The sequence below is a fragment of the Actinosynnema sp. ALI-1.44 genome (genome assembly GCF_001984155.1).
Lineage (GTDB): Bacteria > Actinomycetota > Actinomycetes > Mycobacteriales > Pseudonocardiaceae > Kibdelosporangium.
In genome coordinates this window covers 738,804-757,906 of sequence record NZ_MTQO01000053.1, presented here as the reverse complement: position 1 = coordinate 757,906, position 19,103 = coordinate 738,804, and the positions used below count along the sequence as shown (strand labels likewise).

The 19,103-nt window shown below is 68.9% G+C and carries 21 protein-coding genes; 1 reads left to right on the top strand and 20 read right to left on the bottom strand.

Going from position 1 to position 19,103, the window contains the following annotated elements:
- Positions 1-8: 8 nt before the first annotated feature.
- From ALI144C_RS45650 to ALI144C_RS45600, 11 genes are all read right to left on the bottom strand, one after another.
- Positions 9-443 (bottom strand): hypothetical protein, encoded by a 435-nt coding sequence (locus ALI144C_RS45650; protein WP_076993472.1) that lies wholly within the window; start codon positions 441-443, stop codon positions 9-11.
- The gene (locus ALI144C_RS45645; protein ID WP_076993471.1) at positions 440-925 is read right to left on the bottom strand and encodes a hypothetical protein; all 486 of its coding nucleotides are present in this window, start codon (positions 923-925) and stop codon (positions 440-442) included. Before ALI144C_RS45645 ends, ALI144C_RS45650 begins: the two co-directional genes overlap by 4 nt.
- A 14-nt stretch (positions 926-939) precedes the next feature.
- On the bottom strand, positions 940-1,401 hold the full coding sequence (locus ALI144C_RS45640; protein ID WP_143231256.1) for a hypothetical protein: 462 nt from the start codon (positions 1,399-1,401) through the stop codon (positions 940-942).
- A 16-nt stretch (positions 1,402-1,417) separates the two neighbouring features.
- Complete coding sequence (gene hemB, locus ALI144C_RS45635) at positions 1,418-2,395, bottom strand: porphobilinogen synthase (RefSeq protein WP_076993469.1); 978 nt, start codon at positions 2,393-2,395, stop codon at positions 1,418-1,420.
- Complete coding sequence (locus tag ALI144C_RS45630; RefSeq protein ID WP_076993468.1) at positions 2,395-3,927, bottom strand: uroporphyrinogen-III synthase; 1,533 nt, start codon at positions 3,925-3,927, stop codon at positions 2,395-2,397. The genes hemB and ALI144C_RS45630 overlap by 1 nt, the downstream gene beginning before the upstream one ends.
- A 16-nt stretch (positions 3,928-3,943) precedes the next feature.
- Positions 3,944-4,915, bottom strand: a complete 972-nt coding sequence (gene hemC, locus ALI144C_RS45625; protein WP_076993467.1) for a hydroxymethylbilane synthase — start codon at positions 4,913-4,915, stop codon at positions 3,944-3,946.
- Between the two features lies 1 nt (position 4,916).
- Positions 4,917-6,221 (bottom strand): glutamyl-tRNA reductase, encoded by a 1,305-nt coding sequence (locus ALI144C_RS45620; RefSeq protein ID WP_076993466.1) that lies wholly within the window; start codon positions 6,219-6,221, stop codon positions 4,917-4,919.
- The gene (locus ALI144C_RS45615) at positions 6,218-7,012 is read right to left on the bottom strand and encodes a redox-sensing transcriptional repressor Rex (protein WP_076993465.1); all 795 of its coding nucleotides are present in this window, start codon (positions 7,010-7,012) and stop codon (positions 6,218-6,220) included. Before ALI144C_RS45615 ends, ALI144C_RS45620 begins: the two co-directional genes overlap by 4 nt.
- A gap of 462 nt (positions 7,013-7,474) precedes the next feature.
- A complete protein-coding gene (locus ALI144C_RS45610; RefSeq protein WP_076993464.1) occupies positions 7,475-8,980 on the bottom strand; it encodes a molybdopterin-dependent oxidoreductase in 1,506 nt (501 codons plus the stop codon).
- A gap of 64 nt (positions 8,981-9,044) precedes the next feature.
- Positions 9,045-9,281 carry a glutaredoxin family protein gene (locus ALI144C_RS45605; protein WP_143231255.1) on the bottom strand — a complete coding sequence of 79 codons (237 nt, stop codon included), beginning with the start codon at positions 9,279-9,281 and terminating at the stop codon, positions 9,045-9,047.
- A 2-nt stretch (positions 9,282-9,283) separates the two neighbouring features.
- Positions 9,284-10,738 carry an AMP-binding protein gene (locus ALI144C_RS45600; RefSeq protein WP_076993463.1) on the bottom strand — a complete coding sequence of 485 codons (1,455 nt, stop codon included), beginning with the start codon at positions 10,736-10,738 and terminating at the stop codon, positions 9,284-9,286.
- Between the two features lie 193 nt (positions 10,739-10,931).
- Between ALI144C_RS45600 and ALI144C_RS45595 the strand changes: the two genes are divergently transcribed.
- Positions 10,932-11,558 (top strand): sigma-70 family RNA polymerase sigma factor, encoded by a 627-nt coding sequence (locus ALI144C_RS45595; protein WP_076993462.1) that lies wholly within the window; start codon positions 10,932-10,934, stop codon positions 11,556-11,558.
- 115 nt (positions 11,559-11,673) lie between these two features.
- Here the strand turns inward: ALI144C_RS45595 and ALI144C_RS45590 are convergent, their stop codons facing one another.
- The 9 genes from ALI144C_RS45590 to ALI144C_RS45550 all read right to left on the bottom strand — a co-directional run bounded on the left by ALI144C_RS45590 (position 11,674) and on the right by ALI144C_RS45550 (position 19,010).
- Positions 11,674-12,606 (bottom strand): HAD family hydrolase, encoded by a 933-nt coding sequence (locus ALI144C_RS45590; RefSeq protein WP_076993771.1) that lies wholly within the window; start codon positions 12,604-12,606, stop codon positions 11,674-11,676.
- A gap of 27 nt (positions 12,607-12,633) precedes the next feature.
- Entirely contained in the window at positions 12,634-13,674 is a 1,041-nt protein-coding gene (locus ALI144C_RS45585; protein ID WP_083753954.1) for a DUF5667 domain-containing protein, read from the bottom strand.
- A gap of 50 nt (positions 13,675-13,724) precedes the next feature.
- A complete protein-coding gene (locus tag ALI144C_RS45580) occupies positions 13,725-14,645 on the bottom strand; it encodes a lysophospholipid acyltransferase family protein (protein WP_237774626.1) in 921 nt (306 codons plus the stop codon).
- A gap of 58 nt (positions 14,646-14,703) precedes the next feature.
- Complete coding sequence (locus tag ALI144C_RS45575; RefSeq protein ID WP_076993460.1) at positions 14,704-15,732, bottom strand: NAD-dependent epimerase/dehydratase family protein; 1,029 nt, start codon at positions 15,730-15,732, stop codon at positions 14,704-14,706.
- 136 nt (positions 15,733-15,868) lie between these two features.
- Entirely contained in the window at positions 15,869-15,970 is a 102-nt protein-coding gene (locus ALI144C_RS45570; protein WP_076993459.1) for a 30S ribosomal protein bS22, read from the bottom strand.
- Between the two features lie 102 nt (positions 15,971-16,072).
- Positions 16,073-16,288: a helix-turn-helix domain-containing protein gene (locus tag ALI144C_RS45565; RefSeq protein WP_054295899.1), complete on the bottom strand. Its 216-nt coding sequence runs from the start codon at positions 16,286-16,288 to the stop codon at positions 16,073-16,075.
- Between the two features lie 151 nt (positions 16,289-16,439).
- A complete protein-coding gene (gene proC, locus ALI144C_RS45560; RefSeq protein WP_076993458.1) occupies positions 16,440-17,249 on the bottom strand; it encodes a pyrroline-5-carboxylate reductase in 810 nt (269 codons plus the stop codon).
- A 19-nt stretch (positions 17,250-17,268) separates the two neighbouring features.
- Entirely contained in the window at positions 17,269-18,072 is an 804-nt protein-coding gene (locus ALI144C_RS45555) for a thioesterase family protein (protein ID WP_193441283.1), read from the bottom strand.
- A gap of 20 nt (positions 18,073-18,092) precedes the next feature.
- Complete coding sequence (locus ALI144C_RS45550) at positions 18,093-19,010, bottom strand: proline dehydrogenase family protein (protein ID WP_076993456.1); 918 nt, start codon at positions 19,008-19,010, stop codon at positions 18,093-18,095.
- Between the last annotated feature and the right edge of the window lie 93 nt (positions 19,011-19,103).

The window sequence follows — 19,103 nt, the reverse complement described above, 5'->3', positions numbered from 1 at the left end:
GCAGCTTCTCACGACTCGATCCGATCGCGCAGAGCAGCCCGGAGAGCCTCGCCGTCCTTGGCCCACGCGAGCACCGACGTGCCGTCGGTCAGCTTCAACGGCACCGACTCGAACTTGCGGGGCACGGCGAGCCCACCACCGAGGACACGGGCCGCCATCGGCGTCCCGACCTCCTCGTCCGCCGCCGCGATCCGCTCGAGCGGCAGTTCCTCACGGCCCTGCCGCAACGTCAGGTGGGTCAGCTCGACCGAGCAGATCCGGCGCCTGGCCTGCACCCACACCGCGGCGCCGCCCGCGAACAGGAAGGTGACGATCACCCACGCCAGTACGTGCACGGGCCCGGTCAACCACTCCACGAGCGCGCCGACGAGCGCGAAAACCGGTCCCCACAGCACCGGCCACCACGTGGAGCCGGGTTCGGAGTAGAAGACCGGCGCCGTCATCGTGCGGGTGGCACCTTCCGGAAGCTGCGGAAGTACGCGTTGGACGCGGGCATGTACATGTACACCAGCCCGGTCGCGGTGACCACCACCGACGCCAGCGTGAGCCAGTCGGTCAGGCCGACCGTGGCGACCAGGCCGAACACGGCGAGCGCGGTGAGCAGGATCCGCGCCCAGTTGCGGCCGGACCGCATCTTCCACGCGAAGAACAACATCAGCAGCCCGACGACGACCAGCGCGATGTAGAACATCGTCTTCACCGTGCCCTGCGGCAACTGCTGCGCCGCGGGCTGGTTCGCGTACTGCCTCATGAACTGGTCGACGAACACGTCCGCGTCCCGCACGGCCTGCACGATCGCGGACGCCACCGCGCTGAACACCCAGACCGCGAAGGCGATGTTCACTTCCTTCGGCACCGGGGGTTTCTCCGGCTTCGGCTGGTCGGGCACCGGGTACTTCGGCGCGGGGAACAGCGGATCAGACACGGCGCAAGCCCCTACTACTCGTTCAGGAAGCGGGTCGAGGTGGCGGAGAACAACAACCCGACGGCCACGAGGACACACAGCAGACCGACCAGCGCGAGCAGGCTCCCCAGGAAGAACAGCATGACCGTGATCAGGCCCGCCACCACTGTGAACCTGGTCCGCGACCTGCGGTCACCGGCGCGTACCTCGCGGACGAAGTAGGCGGCCAGCAGACCGAGCACGACCGAGAACCCCAGGTTCAGCCAGACGCCGAGGGTGATCCCGCCGCGGATCTGCTCCGGGGAGAACCGCTGGTCCGGAGGTTTCTGGGCCTGGGCCTCGATGGTGAGCGTGATCGTCTGCTCCTTGGCGGCGAGTGCGATCACCGAAACCAGCACGATGATGCTCAAACCGACGATGGCCAGCCAGAACGCGCTATTGACGATCCGCGGCGCCACCGTCGGCACCGGGCCCGATTTGCCTGAACTCGTCGTCACAAGGCGAACGGTACCCTCAGCCCTCGCGCAGCCAGCCCGCGACCTCGACCGCCCAGTACGTGAGCACCACGTCGGCACCGGCGCGGCGGATCGACGTGAGCACTTCCATGATCGTGCGGCGCCGGTCCAGCCAGCCGTTCGCGGCCGCCGCCTCGATCATCGAGTACTCGCCGGAGACCTGGTAGGCCGCCACCGGCACGTCCGAGATCTCCGCGGTCGCCCTGATCACGTCCAGGTAGGCCAGGGCGGGCTTGACCATCACCATGTCCGCGCCCTCGGCCAGGTCCAGCTGCACCTCGCGCAGCGACTCCCTGACGTTGCCCGGGTCCTGCTGGTAGGCCTTGCGGTCGCCCTTGAGCTGCGAGTCCACCGCGTCGCGGAACGGCCCGAAGAACGCCGACGCGTACTTGGACGAGTAGGCGAGGATGCCGATGTCCTGGAGACCCGCGTCGTCGAGCGCGGCACGGATCACGCCGACCTGGCCGTCCATCATGCCGCTCGGTCCGAGCACGTGCGCACCCGCGCGTGCCTGGGCCAGCGCCATCTCGGCGTAGATCTCCAGCGTCGCGTCGTTGTCCACGTTGCCGTGCGCGTCGAGCACACCGCAGTGGCCGTGGTCGGTGAACTCGTCGAGGCACAGGTCCGACATGATCACCGCGCTGTCGCCGACCTCGGCCCGGACGTCACGCAGGGCGACGTTCAGGATCCCGTCAGGGTCCGTCCCGCCCGAGCCGACCGCGTCGTGCTTCTCCGGCACACCGAACAGCATCAGGCCGCCGACACCGGCCTGCACGGCCTCGACCGCGGCTTTGCGCAGCGAGTCACGGCTGTGCTGGACCACACCGGGCATCGAGGCCAGCGCGACGGGCTCGGTCAGCCCTTCCTTGACGAACATCGGCAGGATCAACTGGTCCGGCCGGATCGTCGTCTCGCTCACCATCCGCCGGAGCGCCGCGGTGCGGCGCAACCGGCGGGGACGATGACTCGGGAACATCAGCGACGAGCCCGCTTCGTCTTGCGCGGCGGAGGCAGCGCGCCCTCGGCGCGGAGCCGGGCGGCGTGCTCGGCGAGCGCGTCGACCAGCGCCGGGATCTGCGGGACCTCGGGCTGCACGTCCACGCGCAGACCGAACTCACGCGCGGTCTCCGCGGTCTTCGGGCCGATGCAGGCGACGAGCGTGCGAGCGTGCGGCTTTCCCGCGATACCCACGAGGTTGCGGACCGTGGACGACGAGGTGAAGCAGACCGCGTCGAAGCCGCCGGTCTTGATCATCTCGCGGGTCTCGGCGGGCGGCGGCGCGGCGCGCACCGTGCGGTACGCCGTCACGTCGTCGATCTCCCAGCCGCGGTCGCGCAGACCGGCCGCCAGCGTCTCGGTGGCGATGTCGGCCCGTGGCAACAGAACCCGGTCGACCGGGTCGAGGATGTCGTCGTACGGCGGGAAGTCCGCGAGCAGGCCCTCACTGGACTGCTCACCCGACGGGATCAGCTCGGGGATGATGCCGAACGACCGCACGCGGGCCGCCGTCGACTCACCGACACAGGCGATCTTCACGCCGGAGAACGCGCGAGCGTCCAGACCGAACTCGGAGAACTTCTCCCACACAGCGCGGACGGCGTTGGTGGACGTGAAGACGACCCACTGGTAGCGACCGTCCACCAGGCCCTTGACCGACCGCTCCATCTGCGCGGGGCTGCGCGGCGGCTCGACGGAGATCGTCGGCACCTCGGACGGGATCGCGCCGTGGATGCGCAGCCGCTCGCTCATCTCCTGCGCCTGGTCCTTCGTGCGCGGCACGAGGACCTTCCAGCCGTAGAGCGCGCGGGACTCCCACCACGACAGCTTGGAGCGGGCGGCGACCTCTTGCCCCACAGTGACGACGAGGTGCCCGACGAGCTCACCCGCGTCCGCGGCAAGGGAAGCGAGCGTGGTGTCGATCGTGCGCTGCGACGAACCCGTGCCGTCGGAGGTGACGGCGACCGGGGTCTGCGGCGCGAGACCGTGCTCGACCAAGGAGGACGCGGCTTCGGCGAGGTGGCTCGCGCTGGCGTGCAGGACGAGCGGGCCCTGCACACCGGCGAGACCGGCCCAGTCCACAGTTCCGCGAACGTCCACTTCGGTGTGTTGCGAGCCGAGCGCGACACCGGCGTACGCCGGGACCGCCGTGCCCGCGGGCACACCGGGGATCACGTCGTACGAGGCGGTGCTCTTGGCGACCGCCTGGGTCTCGGCGACCACGGCGGACTGCGTCAACGGGTCACCGGAGACGAGGCGGACCACCGAACGGCCGGCCTTCGCCTCGTTGGCGAGGTCCTTGGCGACATCGGCGGGCTGGCCGACAGCGGGCCGCACCTCCGCGTCCGCCTTGGCGTACGCCAGCACACCCGCCGGTACGTCCGGGTCGGTCACCACGAGCTCGGCACGCTCGATCAGCTCGCGTGCGCGAACCGTCAGCAGCCCGGCGTCGCCGGGGCCGGAGCCTACGAATGCGACGCGGCCAGGGGCCTTACGTGCATTGGTCGTCATTTCAGGGCACTTCCCATCAACTACGGCTCTCGGGGCCGGAGAGCACTCCGGCGCCGAGGTCGAGCAGTTCCGCGGCCAGGTCACGGCCAAGCTGCTCGGCAGCGGTCAGGTCACCAGTGGCCGAAGCGCGAATCAGGTCGACGACAACGGGGTTGCCGCTGTCGTCCTTCGCGTACACCGCAGCGACACCGCGCAACGACAGGCGCATCACCACGCGCCCGTCGTCGTCGAGGTCCTCCACGACATCGGCCAGTGCGCCAACGGGCGCGTTGCAGCCCGCTTCGAGCTTGGCCAGCATGGCCCGCTCAGCGGCTACAGCAGCCCTGGTGGCTTGATCGTCCACAATGGAGCGAAGAAGGTGTTCGACGTCCACGTCGTCGACACGGCACTCGACCGCGAGCGCACCCTGCGCGGGGGCGGGCAGCATCTGGATCGGTTCGAGCACCTCGGTGATCACGTCGAGGCGGCCGAGCCTGGAAAGACCGGCCTTGGCAAGGACGACCGCATCCAGTTCGCCGTCGGTGACCTTGCGCACCCGAGTGTCCACATTGCCCCGCAGGCCGACGATCCGCAGCCCGAGGCCCAGCGCTTCCAGCTGGGCGGCTCGGCGCGGGGAACCCGTGCCAACGGTCGATCCGGGCGGCAGCTCGCCGAGCGTCAGCCCGTCCCGCGCCACCAACGCGTCCCTCGGGTCCTCGCGTTGCGGCACAGCCGCGAGCGCGAGCCGAGAGTCCGGTGCGGTGGGCAAGTCCTTGTAGGAGTGGACAGCGACGTCCACCTCGTCGTCGGCGAGCGCGTCGCGAAGGGCCGACGTGAACACACCGACGCCGATCTCGGCGATCGGCTTCGACGAGCGGTCACCGGGCGTGCTCACGGTGACGAGCTCGACGTTCACGTCGCCATCGCGCTCAAGCGCGTCGGCGACCATTGTGGTCTGCGTCAGCGCCAACGCGCTGCCGCGGGTTCCGATCCTGATGGTCCGCTTCATGTCAGATTTCACCGTCCACATGGGACTTCGTGATGGCGTCCGGCTTCGCGGGGTCGAGCGCGAACAGCTCACGCAGCGCGTCGGCGTACCCGGCGCCCGCGGGGTTCGCGGCGAGTTGCTTGACCCGGACAGTGGGAGTGTGCAGCAGTTTGTCGACAACCCGCCGGACTGTCCGCGCGAGTTCCTCGCGCACCACGCCATCCAGTTCGGGGAGTTTGGAGTCGAGCCGGAGCAGTTCGGCGTCGACGACCTCGGCGGCACGGCGGCGCAACGCGGTGACGGTCGGGGTGACCTCGGCGGAACGCTGCGCGGCGAGGTACGCCTGCACTTCCTCGGCGACGATCTGCCCGGCCCTGGCGGCGCCCTGGCCGCTGGGCGCGTCCGCGAGCCGCCGCTGCAGGCTCTCCAGATCGACGACGGTGACATCGGCGATGTCACCGACGCCGTGCTCGACGTCGCGCGGCAGGCCGAGGTCGCAGATGACCAAAGGCTTGTCGCGCTTGAGAATGTGCGTCTGGCGGATGACCGCCGTGATCGCCCCGGTGCACGAGACGACCAGATCCGCGGCGGCGATGTGACCGGCGAGGTCCTCGAGACCGACGGCGCTGGCGGGGATTCCGTCTTCGGCGAGCGTGTTCGCGAGGCGGGAACCGTTGGCACGCGAGCGGTTCGCGATGACGACCGAGCCGATCTCCGCGCGGCGCAGGGCCGCGACGGCGAGACCACCCATCGAACCGGCGCCGACGACGAGCGCCGTCCGCCCGGCGAGCCCGCCGAGGACGTTCTCGGCGTCCGACAGGGCTTCCGAGACGACGGAGCCACCGGCCTGGTCGAGATCGGTCTCCGAGTGCGCCCGCTTGCCGACGCGCAAGGCCTTCTGCGTCAACTCGTGCAGAACACGACCAACCGTGCCCTGCTCCCGCGCGACGTTGTAGGCGGTACGAACCTGGCCGAGGATCTGCGCCTCACCGACGACCATGGAGTCAAGGCCCGCGGTGACGGTGAAGAGGTGCTCGACAGCGGCGCCCGCGTAGTGGACGTACAGGTGCCGGTAGAGCGAGGAGACGGGCTGACCGGAATGCCGGGAGAGAACCTCGACGACGTCGGACAGGCCACCGTGGAACGCCTCGACGACGGCGTAGACCTCGACCCGGTTGCAGGTCGAGACGAGGATCGCCTCGGAGACAGTCGAGCACTGGAGGAGGTCGGCGAGGACCTTGTCGACCCGCTCGGCCGGGACCGCGACCCGCTCGAGCAGGTCCACGTCCGCGGTGCGGTGCGACACGCCAACCGCGAGGACACTCATCGCCCGATCACCACCCCGTCGACGTTGCCCAACGCCGACCCGTTGACGTTCATGCTGTCCGCCCTGCGCGCGACGTGGAACGACAGGATCTGCAACTCGACGGCGAGGTCGACCTTGCGGACCTCGACGTGGTCGGGAACCTGGAGGACAACAGGAGCGAAGTTCACGATGCTGGCGACACCACCGGCGACCAGGCGGTCGCAGACGGCCTGCGCGGCGGCGGGAGGAGTGGCGATCACGCCGATGGAGATCTCCCGCTCGGTGCAGATCCGGGGAATGTCGTCGATGTGGGACACCGGGAGGCCGCCGACGGGTACGCCGACGAGATCGGGGTCGACGTCGAAGAGCGCGGCCACTGGGAACCCCCTGCTCGGAAACCCGCCGTAGTTGGCGAGCGCATGTCCGAGGTTACCGATTCCGACGACCGCGACGCTGTGGCTGCGAGTGAGACCCAAGATGCGCTCGATCTGGTCCACCAGCACGCTGACCTCGTACCCGACGCCCCGAGTGCCGTACGAACCGATGTACGAAAGGTCCTTGCGGAGCTTGGCGGAGTTCACACCGGCGGCAGCGGCGAGCTCCTCGCTGGAAAGCGTGACGATGCCCTGCTCAGCCATGCCGGAGAGAACACGCAGGTAGACGGCCAGTCGAGCGACAGCGGCCTCGGGAATGGCACGAGCGCGCTGCATGGGAGCGTCCGAGATGGGCGGGATCGGCATGGTGACTTCGGCTGCGTTGGGTGCGGCAGGAACATCCCGGTCACCGCCACGCTGCCCACGCGCTGCCGCCACGCTGCTACTCCTCACCGAAACCCGGACTGTTCGCACAACCACCGGAGACTGGAAGGCGTCCGGGGCGATGTGCTTACGGTAGCCACTTGTGAACGAATGCACAAAGTCGCTGGAACCGGGCTTGACGCGGCTCACACCACGTCCGATCGGAAGGAGGCCGGCAGCCCACACCCATCCAGCATCCCCCGTGCACGCCGTGGACGGAATGTGAGTTGACGGACTTCAGCTAGAAATCGATTCTTGGGCCACCCACACCTAGGTGACACGCCCCGCCCGCCACCCCATGCGAATTCCGTTCCAGGAAGCCCGCCCACCCACAGTCCCCCACCCAACCCGGGGGGACAGCCCTGCTCCAGTCTACCGAGGATAACGCCTGGTCAAAGGGGTTACTGATGAGTTGTGGACAGGGTGGGGCGGCGGTGGCGCCCGCACACCGCAATCACCCGATGGGGTAGCCGGACATCACTCCACGCTCAGGCTCACGCTGTGCCAACCCGTGGCGCCATCAGGAGCAGGGAGGGCTATCGCATCCGTCTGTGTGTATCCGGTTCGGTCGGTCGCGCGGCATTCCACCGTTCGCTCACCCCGTGCCAGGTCGACGTCGAGTTCCCACATTCGCCACGTGTTCAGGTTCACCTCGGTCGCCAGCCTCGCCGGGAGCCAGTCCTTTCCATCCACGCGGACTTCCACCTTGGCGATTCCGCGTGTCTGGGCCCATGCGACGCCCGCGATGGTGACCCTTCCCGCTTTCACCGCGCCTTTCGGTGTGTCGATGCGGGACTGGGTTTTGATCGGGCCGCGCTGGGACCAGCCTCGGTTGAGCCAGTAGGCCTGCTTGTCGGCGAACCGGTTGAACTCCATGTCCACCACCCACTTCGTCGCCGAGACGTAGCCGTAGAGGCCTGGGACGACCATTCGCGCCGGGAAGCCGTGCTCGACGGGCAGCGGTTCGCCGTTCATGCCGATGGCGAGCAGGCCCCGGTCCATGATGTCGGCGACCGGGGTGCCGCACGTCCAGCCGTCGGCGCTGGTGGAGAACAGTTGGTCCGCGCCGGGTTTCACGCCCGCGTTCTGGAGGATGTCCTTCAGTGGCACTCCGATGAAGTTCGACGTCGAGATCAGGTCGCCGCCGACCTCGTTGGACACGCACGCGAGCGTCACGGTCCGTTCGACGAGGGGCATCTGGCGGATGTCCGCGTACCGCAGGGTCAGTTCCCTGTCCACCGCGCCGTGGATGCGCAGTGCCCAGTCCTCCGCGCGTACCTTCGGCACGCTCAGTGCCGTGTCGATCCGGTAGAAGTCCCGGTTGGACGTGATGAAGCGCGGTGTTCTCGGGAGGAAATCCGCACTTGGCGGCAGCGGCGAGGCGGGCTGGGCCGGTGTCAGCGCTCCCACCGCCGCGCGTGAGCCCTCCACGTCGGTCCGGTCGCCCAGGAGTTGGCCGCCGAGGCCGGCCACGCCGACACCGGCGACCACACCTGCGGATGCCCGCAGGAACCTCCGGCGGTCGGCCGACTCCACCGGTGGCCGGGCGAGGCGGTGCATCAGCCGGAACACCCCGACGCCCGCGAACAGGCTCGCGAGCGGCGCGAGGATCGACAACTGGCCGAGGTCCGGCCGGACCATGACCGCGATCAGACCGAGCGCGCCGACCACGACAGCCAGCACCGTCCCCGGCGCCGGGCTCTGCCGTGACATGAGTCCGGCCAACGCGGCTACGCCCAACAACACCACGGCCATGCCGGTCAGCAGCACCGCCTTGTCCGCTGTGCCGAACGTCGCGATGGCCCAGTCCTTCACCGCGGCGGGGGTCAGGTCGATCGCGGTGTTGCCGACCGCGAGCAGGGGCGAGGCGTTGGCGTCGAGCAGGCCGGCCACGAGATGCCCCACGGCAACAGCCGCGACGACACCGAGGACTCCCGCCCAGATCGCGCGTCCGGCGGACAGCCTGTCGTCAGAGGTCTCCACACCCTCTATTCGACGCCCTCCGACCGGTGGATCGCACGTCGCGGACCCAGCGGTAAGAACTCCGTTACGTTCCGAGGGCCGCGCGCAGGCGCGGCTCCTCGACTTTCCAGTACCCGTGTTCCGTTCCGTCGATCAGGATGACGGGGACCCGGTCGCCGTACTCGGCGCGCAGCTCCGGGTCCTCGTCGACGTCCTCCGCCGACCAGGGGACGCCGAGGTCACCGCAGATGCGTGCGATGTCCGCCTCGGCGATCTCGCAGGCGTGACAGCCTTCCCTGGTCATCACGGTCACATGTGCCACGGCTACACGCTATCCGCCTTGCGCAGCGAGGCGCGCCGCAGCTTGCCGGTGATCGAGTGCGGCAGCGCGCTGACGAACTCGACGAGACCGGGGACCTTGAACTTCGCCAGCCGCGTGGCGCAGTGGTCGCGGACCTGGTCCTCGGTCAGCCCGGCGCCGTCGCGCAGAACCAGAACCGCCTTGACCCGCTCGCCTGTGCGCTCGTCGGGGACGCCGACCGCGGCCGCTTCGACGACCTCGGACAGTTCGGCGAGCACCTGCTCGACCTCGTGCGGGTAGACGTTGAAGCCGTTGACGATGATCAGGTCGTTGGCGCGGTCGACCAGGTGCAGGTCGCCGTCGCCGTCCAGGTAGCCGACGTCACCGGTGCGGAACCAGCCCTCGGCGTCCGGGCCGTGTGCGCCGTCCGGCCAGTAGCCGCTGAACAGGTTGGCGCCGCGGACCGACACGACACCCGCGTCCTCGTCGTCGTCGTCATCGTCGTCACCGCCGCCGGGCGTGCCGTCGCTGTCGACCAGGCGCAGTTCGACGCCGGGCAGCGGGCGGCCGACCGACCCCGGTTTGGCGACGCCGCCGACGAGGGTCCAGGTGAGCACCGGTCCGGTCTCGGTGAGGCCGTAGCCCTCGTAGACGTTCAGGCCCGTGGCCTGGTACATCGCCCTGAGCACGCCGGGGTCCAGCGGCGCGGCGCCCGACGTCAGCAGCCGCAGGGTCGACAGGGCCGACGACAGGCGCTCGGCCGGGACCTGCGCGAACGCCTGGTACATCGGCGGCACGCCGACGATCGCGGTGATCCGGAAGTCCTCGCACGCCTGCAGCGCGGGTTCGACGCTGAAGTGGTCCATCAGCACCGCACTGGCCGCGGCGGAGGCGACCTGGAACAAGCCGGGCCCGAGGCCGTACGCGTGGAAAAGCGGAACCGCGAGCAGGACGCGGTCGGTGGACGTCACCGGCGCGGGCCTGAGCGCCGCGCACTGCTGCACGTTCGCCAGCAGCGCCCGGTGCGACAGCATGGCGCCACGTGGCGTGCCCGCCGTACCCGAGGTGTAGCAGAGCAGGGCGATGTCCTCGCCGCCCGGCGCCGAGCGGACGGCCTCCGCCGTCGCGTCAAGATCCGGATTCGCGTCGATAACGATCTTGGGTTCACTGCTGCCGATCACGCGGTCGCGTTCGCGCTCGGGCAGCTCGGCGGCCATCGGCACGGCGGTCGCACCTGCCCGCAACGCGCCGAAGAGCGCGACGACGAAACCGATGCCGGTGGGCAGCTGGATGGCGACGCGGTCACCGGGCTCGATGCCCGCGTCGAGCAGGCGGCGGGCCTCCGCGTTGACCGCGCGGTCCAGCTTCGCCCAGCTCAACGCCTGGTCAGTGGCCACTTCGGCGAACGCGAGGTGGTCCGGGGCCTGCTCGGCCGCGATGGCGACCAGGTCGGACACGTTCCGCGGCGCCTCTGGCATGCGAACCTCACTTCGATCGGGGCAACATCGCGACACGGAGTGTGGCATGCCCCACTCCCGTCATACAGCTGCTCCCATCTTGTCTCATCCTCAGTAGCTCGACCCGCTACCTACTTTGCAGTAACAACACGTATGCTGCGGTTGGCTCTGGTGCGGCGGTGCGGTCGCCCGGAGAACCGACGAGGGAGTACCGATGCCTTCACCGTCGTGGCAGGCGCGTTCCCGCGCCGCGGCACGGCCGGATGCCGGCGCGGAACAGGAGCCGGACGCGGAGCACCGCCAGGCCTGGGACCTGGTCCACAGTGCTCAGCGCGGCGACACCTCGGCGTTCGGCAAGCTGTACGGGCGCTACGTCGACGTTGTCTACCGGTATGTCCTGATCCGAGTCGGTGACCGAGAACTCGCGGAGGACGTCACGAGCGAGACGTTCCTCAGAGCGCTGCGCCGGATCACGTCCGTCACCTACCAGGGCCGGGACGTGGGCGCGTGGCTGGTGACGATCGCCCGCAACCTGGTGCTCGACCACGTCAAGTCGAGCCGGTTCCGCCTCGAGGTGACCAAGGCGGAAGTCGACGACGACCGGACCGTGCAGGCCGGGCCCGAACAACAGGTGCTGTCCAAGATCACCAACACCGAACTGCTCAAGTGCATCGAACAACTCGGCGACGACCAGCGGGAATGCATCGCGCTGCGGTTCCTGCAGGGCCTCTCGGTCGCCGAGACGGCCAAGCTGATGCACCGCAACGAAGGCGCGATCAAGGCACTGCAGCACCGGGCTGTGCGGCGGCTGGCCCAACTGCTGCCGACCGGCCTGCGGTAATCGACTCATTCACCCCATGGCGGCTTTACCACAGGGGTGTGACATTCCGTTTTCAGTGCCCCCGGTCAACCACGGTATGGGCGGGGTGTGACAGTTCGGGCCACGGTGCGGAACGTCAGGACAGGCGGCGGCGGTAGGCCATGCCCGCGGCTATCGCACCCGCTATCGCGCCCGCGCCCAGTACCGACGGGACACCGATTTTCGCGGCTTTCCTGCCGGTGCGGAAATCGCGGATCTCCCAGCCGCGTCTTTTCGCCTCGTCGCGCAGTTCGCCGTCCGGGTTGATCGCCACCGCGGTTCCCACGACCGAGAGCATCGGCACGTCGTTCACCGAGTCCGAATACGCCGTGCAGCGGCGCAGGTCCAGGCCTTCCCGTGCGGCCAGTGCCCGGACCGCGTGTGCTTTCGCGCGGCCGTGCAGCAGGTCGCCGACGAGCTTGCCCGTGTAGACGCCGTTCTCGCTGCCGAGGACCGTTCCCAGCGCACCGGTCAGGCCCAGGCGTTTCGCGATGATCACCGCCAGGTCCACCGGGGTCGCCGTGACCAGCCAGACCCGCTGCCCCGCGTCCATGTGCATCTGGGCGAGCGCTCTCGTGCCCGACCAGATCTTGTCGGCCATCAGCTCGTCGTAGATCTCCTCGCCGTGGGCGCGCATCTCGTCGACGCCGTGACCGGCGATGAAGCCGAGACCCGTTTCCCTGCTCTTGCGGATGCCTTCTTTGCTCTCGCTGCCCAACAGGCGGAATTTGGCCTGTTCCAGCGCGAATTTCGCCAGGTCACCCGTGGTGAAGAACTTCCTCGCCGCCATTCCCCGCGCGAAGTGGAAGATCGACGCGCCCATCATCATGGTGTTGTCCACGTCGAAGAACGCCGCCGCCGTCAGATCGGGCGGGCCGGTCACCGGCGGTGCCTCGGTCTCCATCGCGACCGCGGCCTCGGCGGAGGCCGCACCGGCGAGCGCGGCCAGCCGCTCGAGCTCCGGGTGCTGTTCCTTGTCGCGCCTGCGGGTCACCACCGAGCCTCCGGGAAAATCGCGAGTTACCCCCATCGACACAGGGTACTGACCGCGACACAGCTACCCGACGCGGATCGCCGGGAGTCCGGGCAGCAGTGGGGGAAGTTCGAGGATCGGAACGGGCAGCTGCGGAGGCGTCGGCGAAGGCGGCCGTTGTGTGCTCGGTGTGGGCAGCGGAGGCTGCGGTACCAGGGGCAACGCCGGTGCGGTGGCGGCGGGCGGCGTCGGCTCGGGCGCGACGGGCGGTGGTGACGTGTACGTGGCCCGCACACGCGGCGGCACGGTGGACGGAGGCACGGTCGGAACACCCGATGTGATGGTGCTCGCGGTGTCGCGGTGGCAGGCACCGGTGGCGGGCAGCGCGCCCACGTCGTCCGAGTTGCCCGTGGTGATCTGGTAGCAGTTCGCCCGCCCGAGCAGCGTGGCCGACCTGTCAGTGATCCTGTCGAGAAGCTGCCGTGATGCCGCCACCCGCGCCTGCACCTGTTCCGGCAGCCGTGGGTTGACCGCGCCCAGCCGCGTGTTCTGCTGCGTTGCCCATGTGCGCAGCGAATCGAGTTGCTGCACGTCACCGCGTGTCGCGAGCGCGATCAGCTGGCGTGACGCCTCCGAGGCGTCGGCGTCGAAGTCGGTCAACGCCGTCAGATGCCCGCCGACCGGCGCCTCCGCCGGATCAGTGTGGCGCTGTGCCAGCGTCTCCACCTCGTCGACCCTGGCGTTGGCGAACTCCAGGTGCTTGAGCGCTCTCGACGCGTCACCGAACGTCAGGCCCAGCGACGCGGCCTCCGCCGTCCGCTTGATGCCGTACAACGTGTCGCCCGGCAGGGCGTCACGTGACAACAGCAGGCTCATCCCGGCCAGCGCGAACACCAACACCAGCGCCGCGGCCGCGGCGACGAGAAACCGGCTCCGGCGTGAACCGGCCGGTGGCGGCGTCGCCTTGGCGAGCATGCGCTCGCGGGCCTGCTCGTCCGGGCCTACGTCGAGGTTTTCCAGTGCGGCGACGATCGCGAGCTCGGCGGCGAACTCGGGGTCGACAGCGTCGGCTTCCAGCGCACGGGCGAAACGCTCGGCCTGGTCCCTACTCGGTCCGCTGTCCACACCCGGACAACGAATCGGAACGACCGACAGTTACGCGTCCGGGATCCCTTTTAGCCCCTGAAGATGCCCGGCCGCTGTCCGAGCCGCCGGTACAGCGTCTGCTGGATGGTCTCCCGCACCTGGTCGGACAGGTTGAACACGATCATCGGGTCGTCGGCGTCGGCCGGGTCGTGCCGGTCGGTCCTGATCGGCTCGCCGAACTCGATGTACCACTTCGACGGCAGCGGCACGGCGCCGAGCGGGCCGAGCAACGGGAACGTCGGCGTGACCGGGAAGTACGGGAACCCCAGCAGCCTCGCCAGCGGCTTGATGTCCCCGATCTTCGGGTAGATCTCCTCGGCGCCCACCACCGACACCGGGATGATCGGCACGCCCGTGCGCAGCGCCGCCGAGACGAACCCGCCCCGGCCGAACCGCTGCAGCTTGTACCGGTCCTTGAACGACTTGCCGACGCCCTTGAAGCCCTCCGGCCACACGCCGACCAGCTCACCCGCCGTGAGCAGCCGCTCCGCGTCCGCGCCGCACGCCAGCGTCTGGCCGGTCTTGCGGGCCAGCGCGCCGAGCACCGGCACCTGGAACACCAGGTCGGCGCCGAGCATCCGCAGGTAGCGGTTCGGCGACGTGTTGTCGTGCACGGCGATGCCGGTCATCACCGAGTCCAGCGGCAACGTGCCGGAGTGGTTCGACACGATCAGCGCGCCGCCGTCGGCGGGCAGGTTCTCGGTGCCGATCGCCTCGACCCGGAACCACTTCTCGTAGATCATCCGCAGCGGCGGCAGGATGACGTTCTCGGTGAGCTGCTCGTCGAATCCGAACTCGTCGACCGCGTAGTCCCCGGTCAGCCGCTTGCGCAGGAAACCGATGGCGTTGGCGAGCTGCTGCTGCACGCCGGTCGGCTCCGGTGCGGGACGCAACGGGGTGGGGTCGACCGGTGGGCGACTGTCCACCGGGGACGGCACAGATCGGTTCATCCGACGACGTTGTCCGGGGCTGCGCAGCGGAATCACTCGGGCTTCCTGCATGACCCTTTCACCCATCGGTTCGGCGGATCCTGTTCTCCAGTGCGGCGAGGCGGCCCGGATCGAGCACCGGACGCAGGCCCCGGCCGTGTACGTAGTCATCGAACGCCTGTCGTGTGCTCCACCGCGGTGTGAAGCCGAAATCCTGCTTCAGCCTGGTGGTGTCCACAACCCGGCCGTAGTTCAGGAACTGGATCTGGTCGTCCGAGAAGTCCACGACCCGCGCGTTGCGGAACACCCGCGCGGCAGTGGGCATCGCGACTCGCGGCACCGGCACACCAACGCGACCGGCCCTGCGAATCGCCTGGGACAACGTGAGCACACCGTCCCCACCTACGTTGTACACGCCGGGGAGGTCAGTTGTGGTGGCGCGCTCGAGAACGGCCAACGCGTCTTCGGGGTGCAACAGCTGAACGCGCGCGTCGTAGCCGAGTACGGTCGGCACGACGGGCAACGCGAAGTACCGCGTGAGCACCGTGTCGATGCCCGGGCCGATCATGTTCGTCAGCCGCATGGTCGTCACACGGACGTCAGGACGGCGGCGTGTGAAACCGCGCACGTAGCCTTCGACTTCGACCGCGTCCTTGGCGTAGCCTCCGCTGGAGATGTCCTTCGGGGCCATGTCCTCGCTGCAGACGGCCGGTACACGCGCGCCCGCGCCGTAGACAGCGGCGGTGGACTTCACCACGAGCTTGCGCAGCTGCGGCGAACGCTGGCACGCCGCGAGCAGCTGCATGGTGCCGATCACGTTCATCTCTTTGATCGCCGTGCGACGGGCCGGTCCCGGTGGGTTGGCCGTGGTCGCGGCGTGCACGACCGTGTCGACACGGGCGGAGGAGATGACCTTCGCGATCAGCGGGTTGCGGATGTCGGCGCGGACGAACTCCGCCCGCCCCATGGTCTTCAGGAGATCCTTGGCGGGCGGAGCGGTGTCCACTCCGAGAACTCGTTCGATATCCGGGTTGGCGGCGAGGCGTGCGGCCAGATGTGCTCCGACGTACCCGCCTGCTCCGGTGACCAAGACGACCTTCGGCGTCATTCGATCCCCTCTACAGGCGCAACTGACCGCCGGTAGCCTACCTGGCCCAGGTGCCTGAACCGGCCCGGAGATACGAGGTGTTAACGCAGGTCACACAGGGTTTTGCGATTCTCACCCGATCGGTCTAGACCGGGGGTCACTTGCCCTGCTTGCGACGCGCGTGCCTGGTCTTGCGCAGCAGCTTGCGGTGCTTCTTCTTGGACATGCGCTTGCGGCGCTTCTTGATAACCGAGCCCATACGGGGTCCTCGCCTTACCTGTCGATTGGTTCGTATCCGCGCAGGGCCACATCAGGGCACACGCAGCGACCGCCGAGTTTACCCGGCGGTCACCGAGCTCCCTCATCCAGCGTCGAAGTAGGCGTTCTCGAGGTAGGTGTGGACAGCTTTTTCCGGCACCCGGAACGACTTCCCGACCCGCACGGCCGGCAGCTCGCCGGAGTGCACGAGCCGGTAGACGGTCATCTTCGAGACCCGCATCATCTTGGCGACCTCGGCCACCGTCAGGAACTGGACCTGGGTGATCGAAGTCGGCTCACTTCTGTTGTTGGTCGGCATGGTTCACGCGTCCTTAGCCACGCGTCGCGCTGCCGATCTTCCCCATCGACAGTATCGACACGCACGTGCTTCTCCAGAGAGTAGCGGGACACGTGTGACACATGCGACCCGCCAAACGCGTTTGTGCATACCGGCGGGCAGACACGCCGAGTCAACCCTCGTGGGCCTTGCCCAGCTCCTGGGAACGATCCCGCGCGGCCTCGATCGCGGCGAGCAACGCGGCGCGCACACCGTGTCGCTCGAGCTCGCGGATGGCCATGATCGTGGTGCCCGCGGGTGACGTGACGGCCTCACGCAGGATCACCGGGTGCGTGCCCGTCTCGGCCATCATCGTCGCCGCGCCGACGGCCGACTGGATGATCAGCTTCTCGGCGACGTTGCGCGGGATGCCGAGCAGGATGCCCGCGTCGATCATGGCCTCGACCAGGTAGAAGAAGTAGGCCGGGCCGGAACCGGACAGTGCCGTGACCGCGTCCTGCTGCGCCTCGGGCACCCTGATCACCTCGCCGACCGTGGACAACAGCTCCTCGACCAGCTCGAGGTGCCGCTGCTGGGCGTGCTTGCCCGCGGAGATCACGCTCATCGCCTGACCGACCAGCATCGGCGTGTTCGGCATCACGCGCACCACCGGCACGCTGTCGGGCAGCTTGCGCTCGTACAACGACGTGGGCAGGCCGGCACAGAGCGACACGACGAGGTTGCGATCGCTCACGACCGGCGCGAGCTCCTCCAGCACCGGGTCGATGTCCTGCGGCTTGACGGCGACCACGAGCACGTCGGCCTCGAGCGCCGCGGTCGGCACGTCCACCGCCCGGACGCCGTACTGCTTGCTCAGCGCCACCGCGCGCTCCTCGTAGCGCTCGGTGAACAGCAGCTCGTCCGGGCTGCGCCCACCGGACAACAACCCGGACAGCAGCGCCTCACCGATCTTGCCAGCCCCCAGCACAGCGATGGTCGTCATGACCCATTAGCGTGCCAGATCAGCCCGTTGTCGCTGTCAGGGCCAGCTGCCGTGCCTGGCACACCAGGCGACCGGTCGAGTCCACCACGGTGGCGTCCGAGTCGAACCACGCGCCGTGCACGGCGCGGCAGTCGACCTGGATGCGCAGCCAGCCCGGCGCGGGCCTGGACCGCAGCAACGCGGTCAGCTGCACGGCGGGAGACCACCCCATGCGGCCGAGGTTGAACGTGACCGGCATCGAGATGTCACCGGCGACGAGCGCGAACAACGGATCCGCGTGCTCGCCGCGTGGCCTGGCCCACAGCCGCAGCCGCAGCGGGTCGCCGACGTGCCCGTGCAGGAAGCCCGCGCCGGACGGGTCCAGGCGGACGTCGCAGCCCTCGGTCAGCCGGAACATCGACGCCGACGGCAGGTTCGAGATGTCGATCGCGTTGCCGGGCGGCTCGGCCGGTTGGTTGGGCAGGTCCGTCCACGCCGCGCGGTCACGGGGCAGGCGGCCTGTGGTGATCACGGCCTCGACGCAGCTGCGGCCGCGTTGCTCGAGATTGACCGCGACCACGGTCGCCTGCCTGCCTGTCTTGCGCACCTCGGTGCGCAGCAGGGCCGGGCCGACACCGGGCGAGTGCAGGAACTGGGCACTGACCGCGAGCGGGTCCACGAGCGGTGTGCCGTTGCCTGTGTGCAGCGCGACCGCCGTCTTGGCGAGCAGCGCGAGCAGGAAACCACCGTGCGGTTTGCCACCGACTGTCCATTCGGCCGGCAATTCCGCGGTGAATGTGCCATCGCCCAGTGGGCGGATGGCTGCGGCTGTACTGAACGAGATCACGTTGCTTCCACGCCCGTTCACGAATGGCTGACCAGTGCACGCGCGAAAAATGCTGTGTTGGCCGGTCTTTCGGCCAATCGGCGCATCAAATACCCGTACCACTGAGAGCCATAGGGCACGTATACCCGCACTGTCTCCCCCTCCCTGGCCAGCCGGCGCTGTTCGTCCTGCCGGACTCCGAAAAGCATTTGGTACTCGTAGGTTCCCGGCTTCCGGTCATACCAACGCGCCCGTTCAGCGACAATACGCACCAGACGGGGATCGTGGGTTGCGAACATCGGGTACCCATCGCCGGAAAGGAGTGCGTTCACACAACGCACGTAGTTCCGATCCACCTCGTGACCGTCGAACGCGACTGACTCCGGTTCCGCGTAAGCGCCCTTCACCAGCCGGACCCGGCTGTCCGCGAGCGCCTCGCAGTCAGCCAGCGCACGCCGCAGGCAACTCTGCAGCACGGCGCCTGTCGACGGCCAGCTGCGGCGCAACTCGCGCAGCACACGCAGAGTCGATTCGGTGGTTGTGTGGTCCTCCATGTCCAGCGTGACCGTGGTGCCGCATTGTTCCGCGGCGGCACATACGCGCGACGCATTGTCCAGCGCGAGCCGTTCGTCGAGTTTCTGGCCGACGGCGGAGAGCTTCACGCTCACCTCGGCTCTGGCCGTGAGTCCTTCCGCGTGCAGCGCGTCCAGCAGATCCGTGTAGGCGCGCACGTTCCGGTTGGCCTGTGCCGCATCGGCCACGTCCTCGCCGAGGTGGTCGAGCGTGACGCAACGGCCGGACGCGGCGATTTCCCGCGTCACGCGGATCGCGTCGGCTGTCCGCTCGCCCGCGACGAACCGCCGGACGACTTCTCGGCTGACCGGAGCGGTGGCCACCAGACGACGGATCGCGTCGTTGCCGGCCGCCGCGAGGATCAGCGATCGCAGCGGGTGCACGAACAGACTCTACGACCACGTACCAAGATCACTTTCGGCCGTATCCCTTTTGTACGCAGGTGATCCAGTGTCAATCAGGCATCCGGGCGAATG

Excerpts from the sequence above, each read along its gene's own strand:
- ALI144C_RS45580 (WP_237774626.1), bottom strand. The coding sequence starts at position 14,645 with ATGAACCGATCTGTGCCGTCCCCGGTGGACAGTCGCCCACCGGTCGAC.
- hemB (WP_076993469.1), bottom strand. The coding sequence starts at position 2,395 with ATGTTCCCGAGTCATCGTCCCCGCCGGTTGCGCCGCACCGCGGCGCTC.
- ALI144C_RS45575 (WP_076993460.1), bottom strand. The coding sequence starts at position 15,732 with ATGACGCCGAAGGTCGTCTTGGTCACCGGAGCAGGCGGGTACGTCGGA.
- ALI144C_RS45650 (WP_076993472.1), bottom strand. The coding sequence starts at position 443 with ATGACGGCGCCGGTCTTCTACTCCGAACCCGGCTCCACGTGGTGGCCG.
- ALI144C_RS45590 (WP_076993771.1), bottom strand. The coding sequence starts at position 12,606 with ATGGGGGTAACTCGCGATTTTCCCGGAGGCTCGGTGGTGACCCGCAGG.
- hemC (WP_076993467.1), bottom strand. The coding sequence starts at position 4,915 with ATGAAGCGGACCATCAGGATCGGAACCCGCGGCAGCGCGTTGGCGCTG.
- ALI144C_RS45620 (WP_076993466.1), bottom strand. The coding sequence starts at position 6,221 with ATGAGTGTCCTCGCGGTTGGCGTGTCGCACCGCACCGCGGACGTGGAC.
- ALI144C_RS45570 (WP_076993459.1), bottom strand. The coding sequence starts at position 15,970 with ATGGGCTCGGTTATCAAGAAGCGCCGCAAGCGCATGTCCAAGAAGAAG.
- ALI144C_RS45595 (WP_076993462.1), top strand. The coding sequence starts at position 10,932 with ATGCCTTCACCGTCGTGGCAGGCGCGTTCCCGCGCCGCGGCACGGCCG.
- ALI144C_RS45630 (WP_076993468.1), bottom strand. The coding sequence starts at position 3,927 with ATGACGACCAATGCACGTAAGGCCCCTGGCCGCGTCGCATTCGTAGGC.
- ALI144C_RS45565 (WP_054295899.1), bottom strand. The coding sequence starts at position 16,288 with ATGCCGACCAACAACAGAAGTGAGCCGACTTCGATCACCCAGGTCCAG.
- proC (WP_076993458.1), bottom strand. The coding sequence starts at position 17,249 with ATGACGACCATCGCTGTGCTGGGGGCTGGCAAGATCGGTGAGGCGCTG.
- ALI144C_RS45600 (WP_076993463.1), bottom strand. The coding sequence starts at position 10,738 with ATGCCAGAGGCGCCGCGGAACGTGTCCGACCTGGTCGCCATCGCGGCC.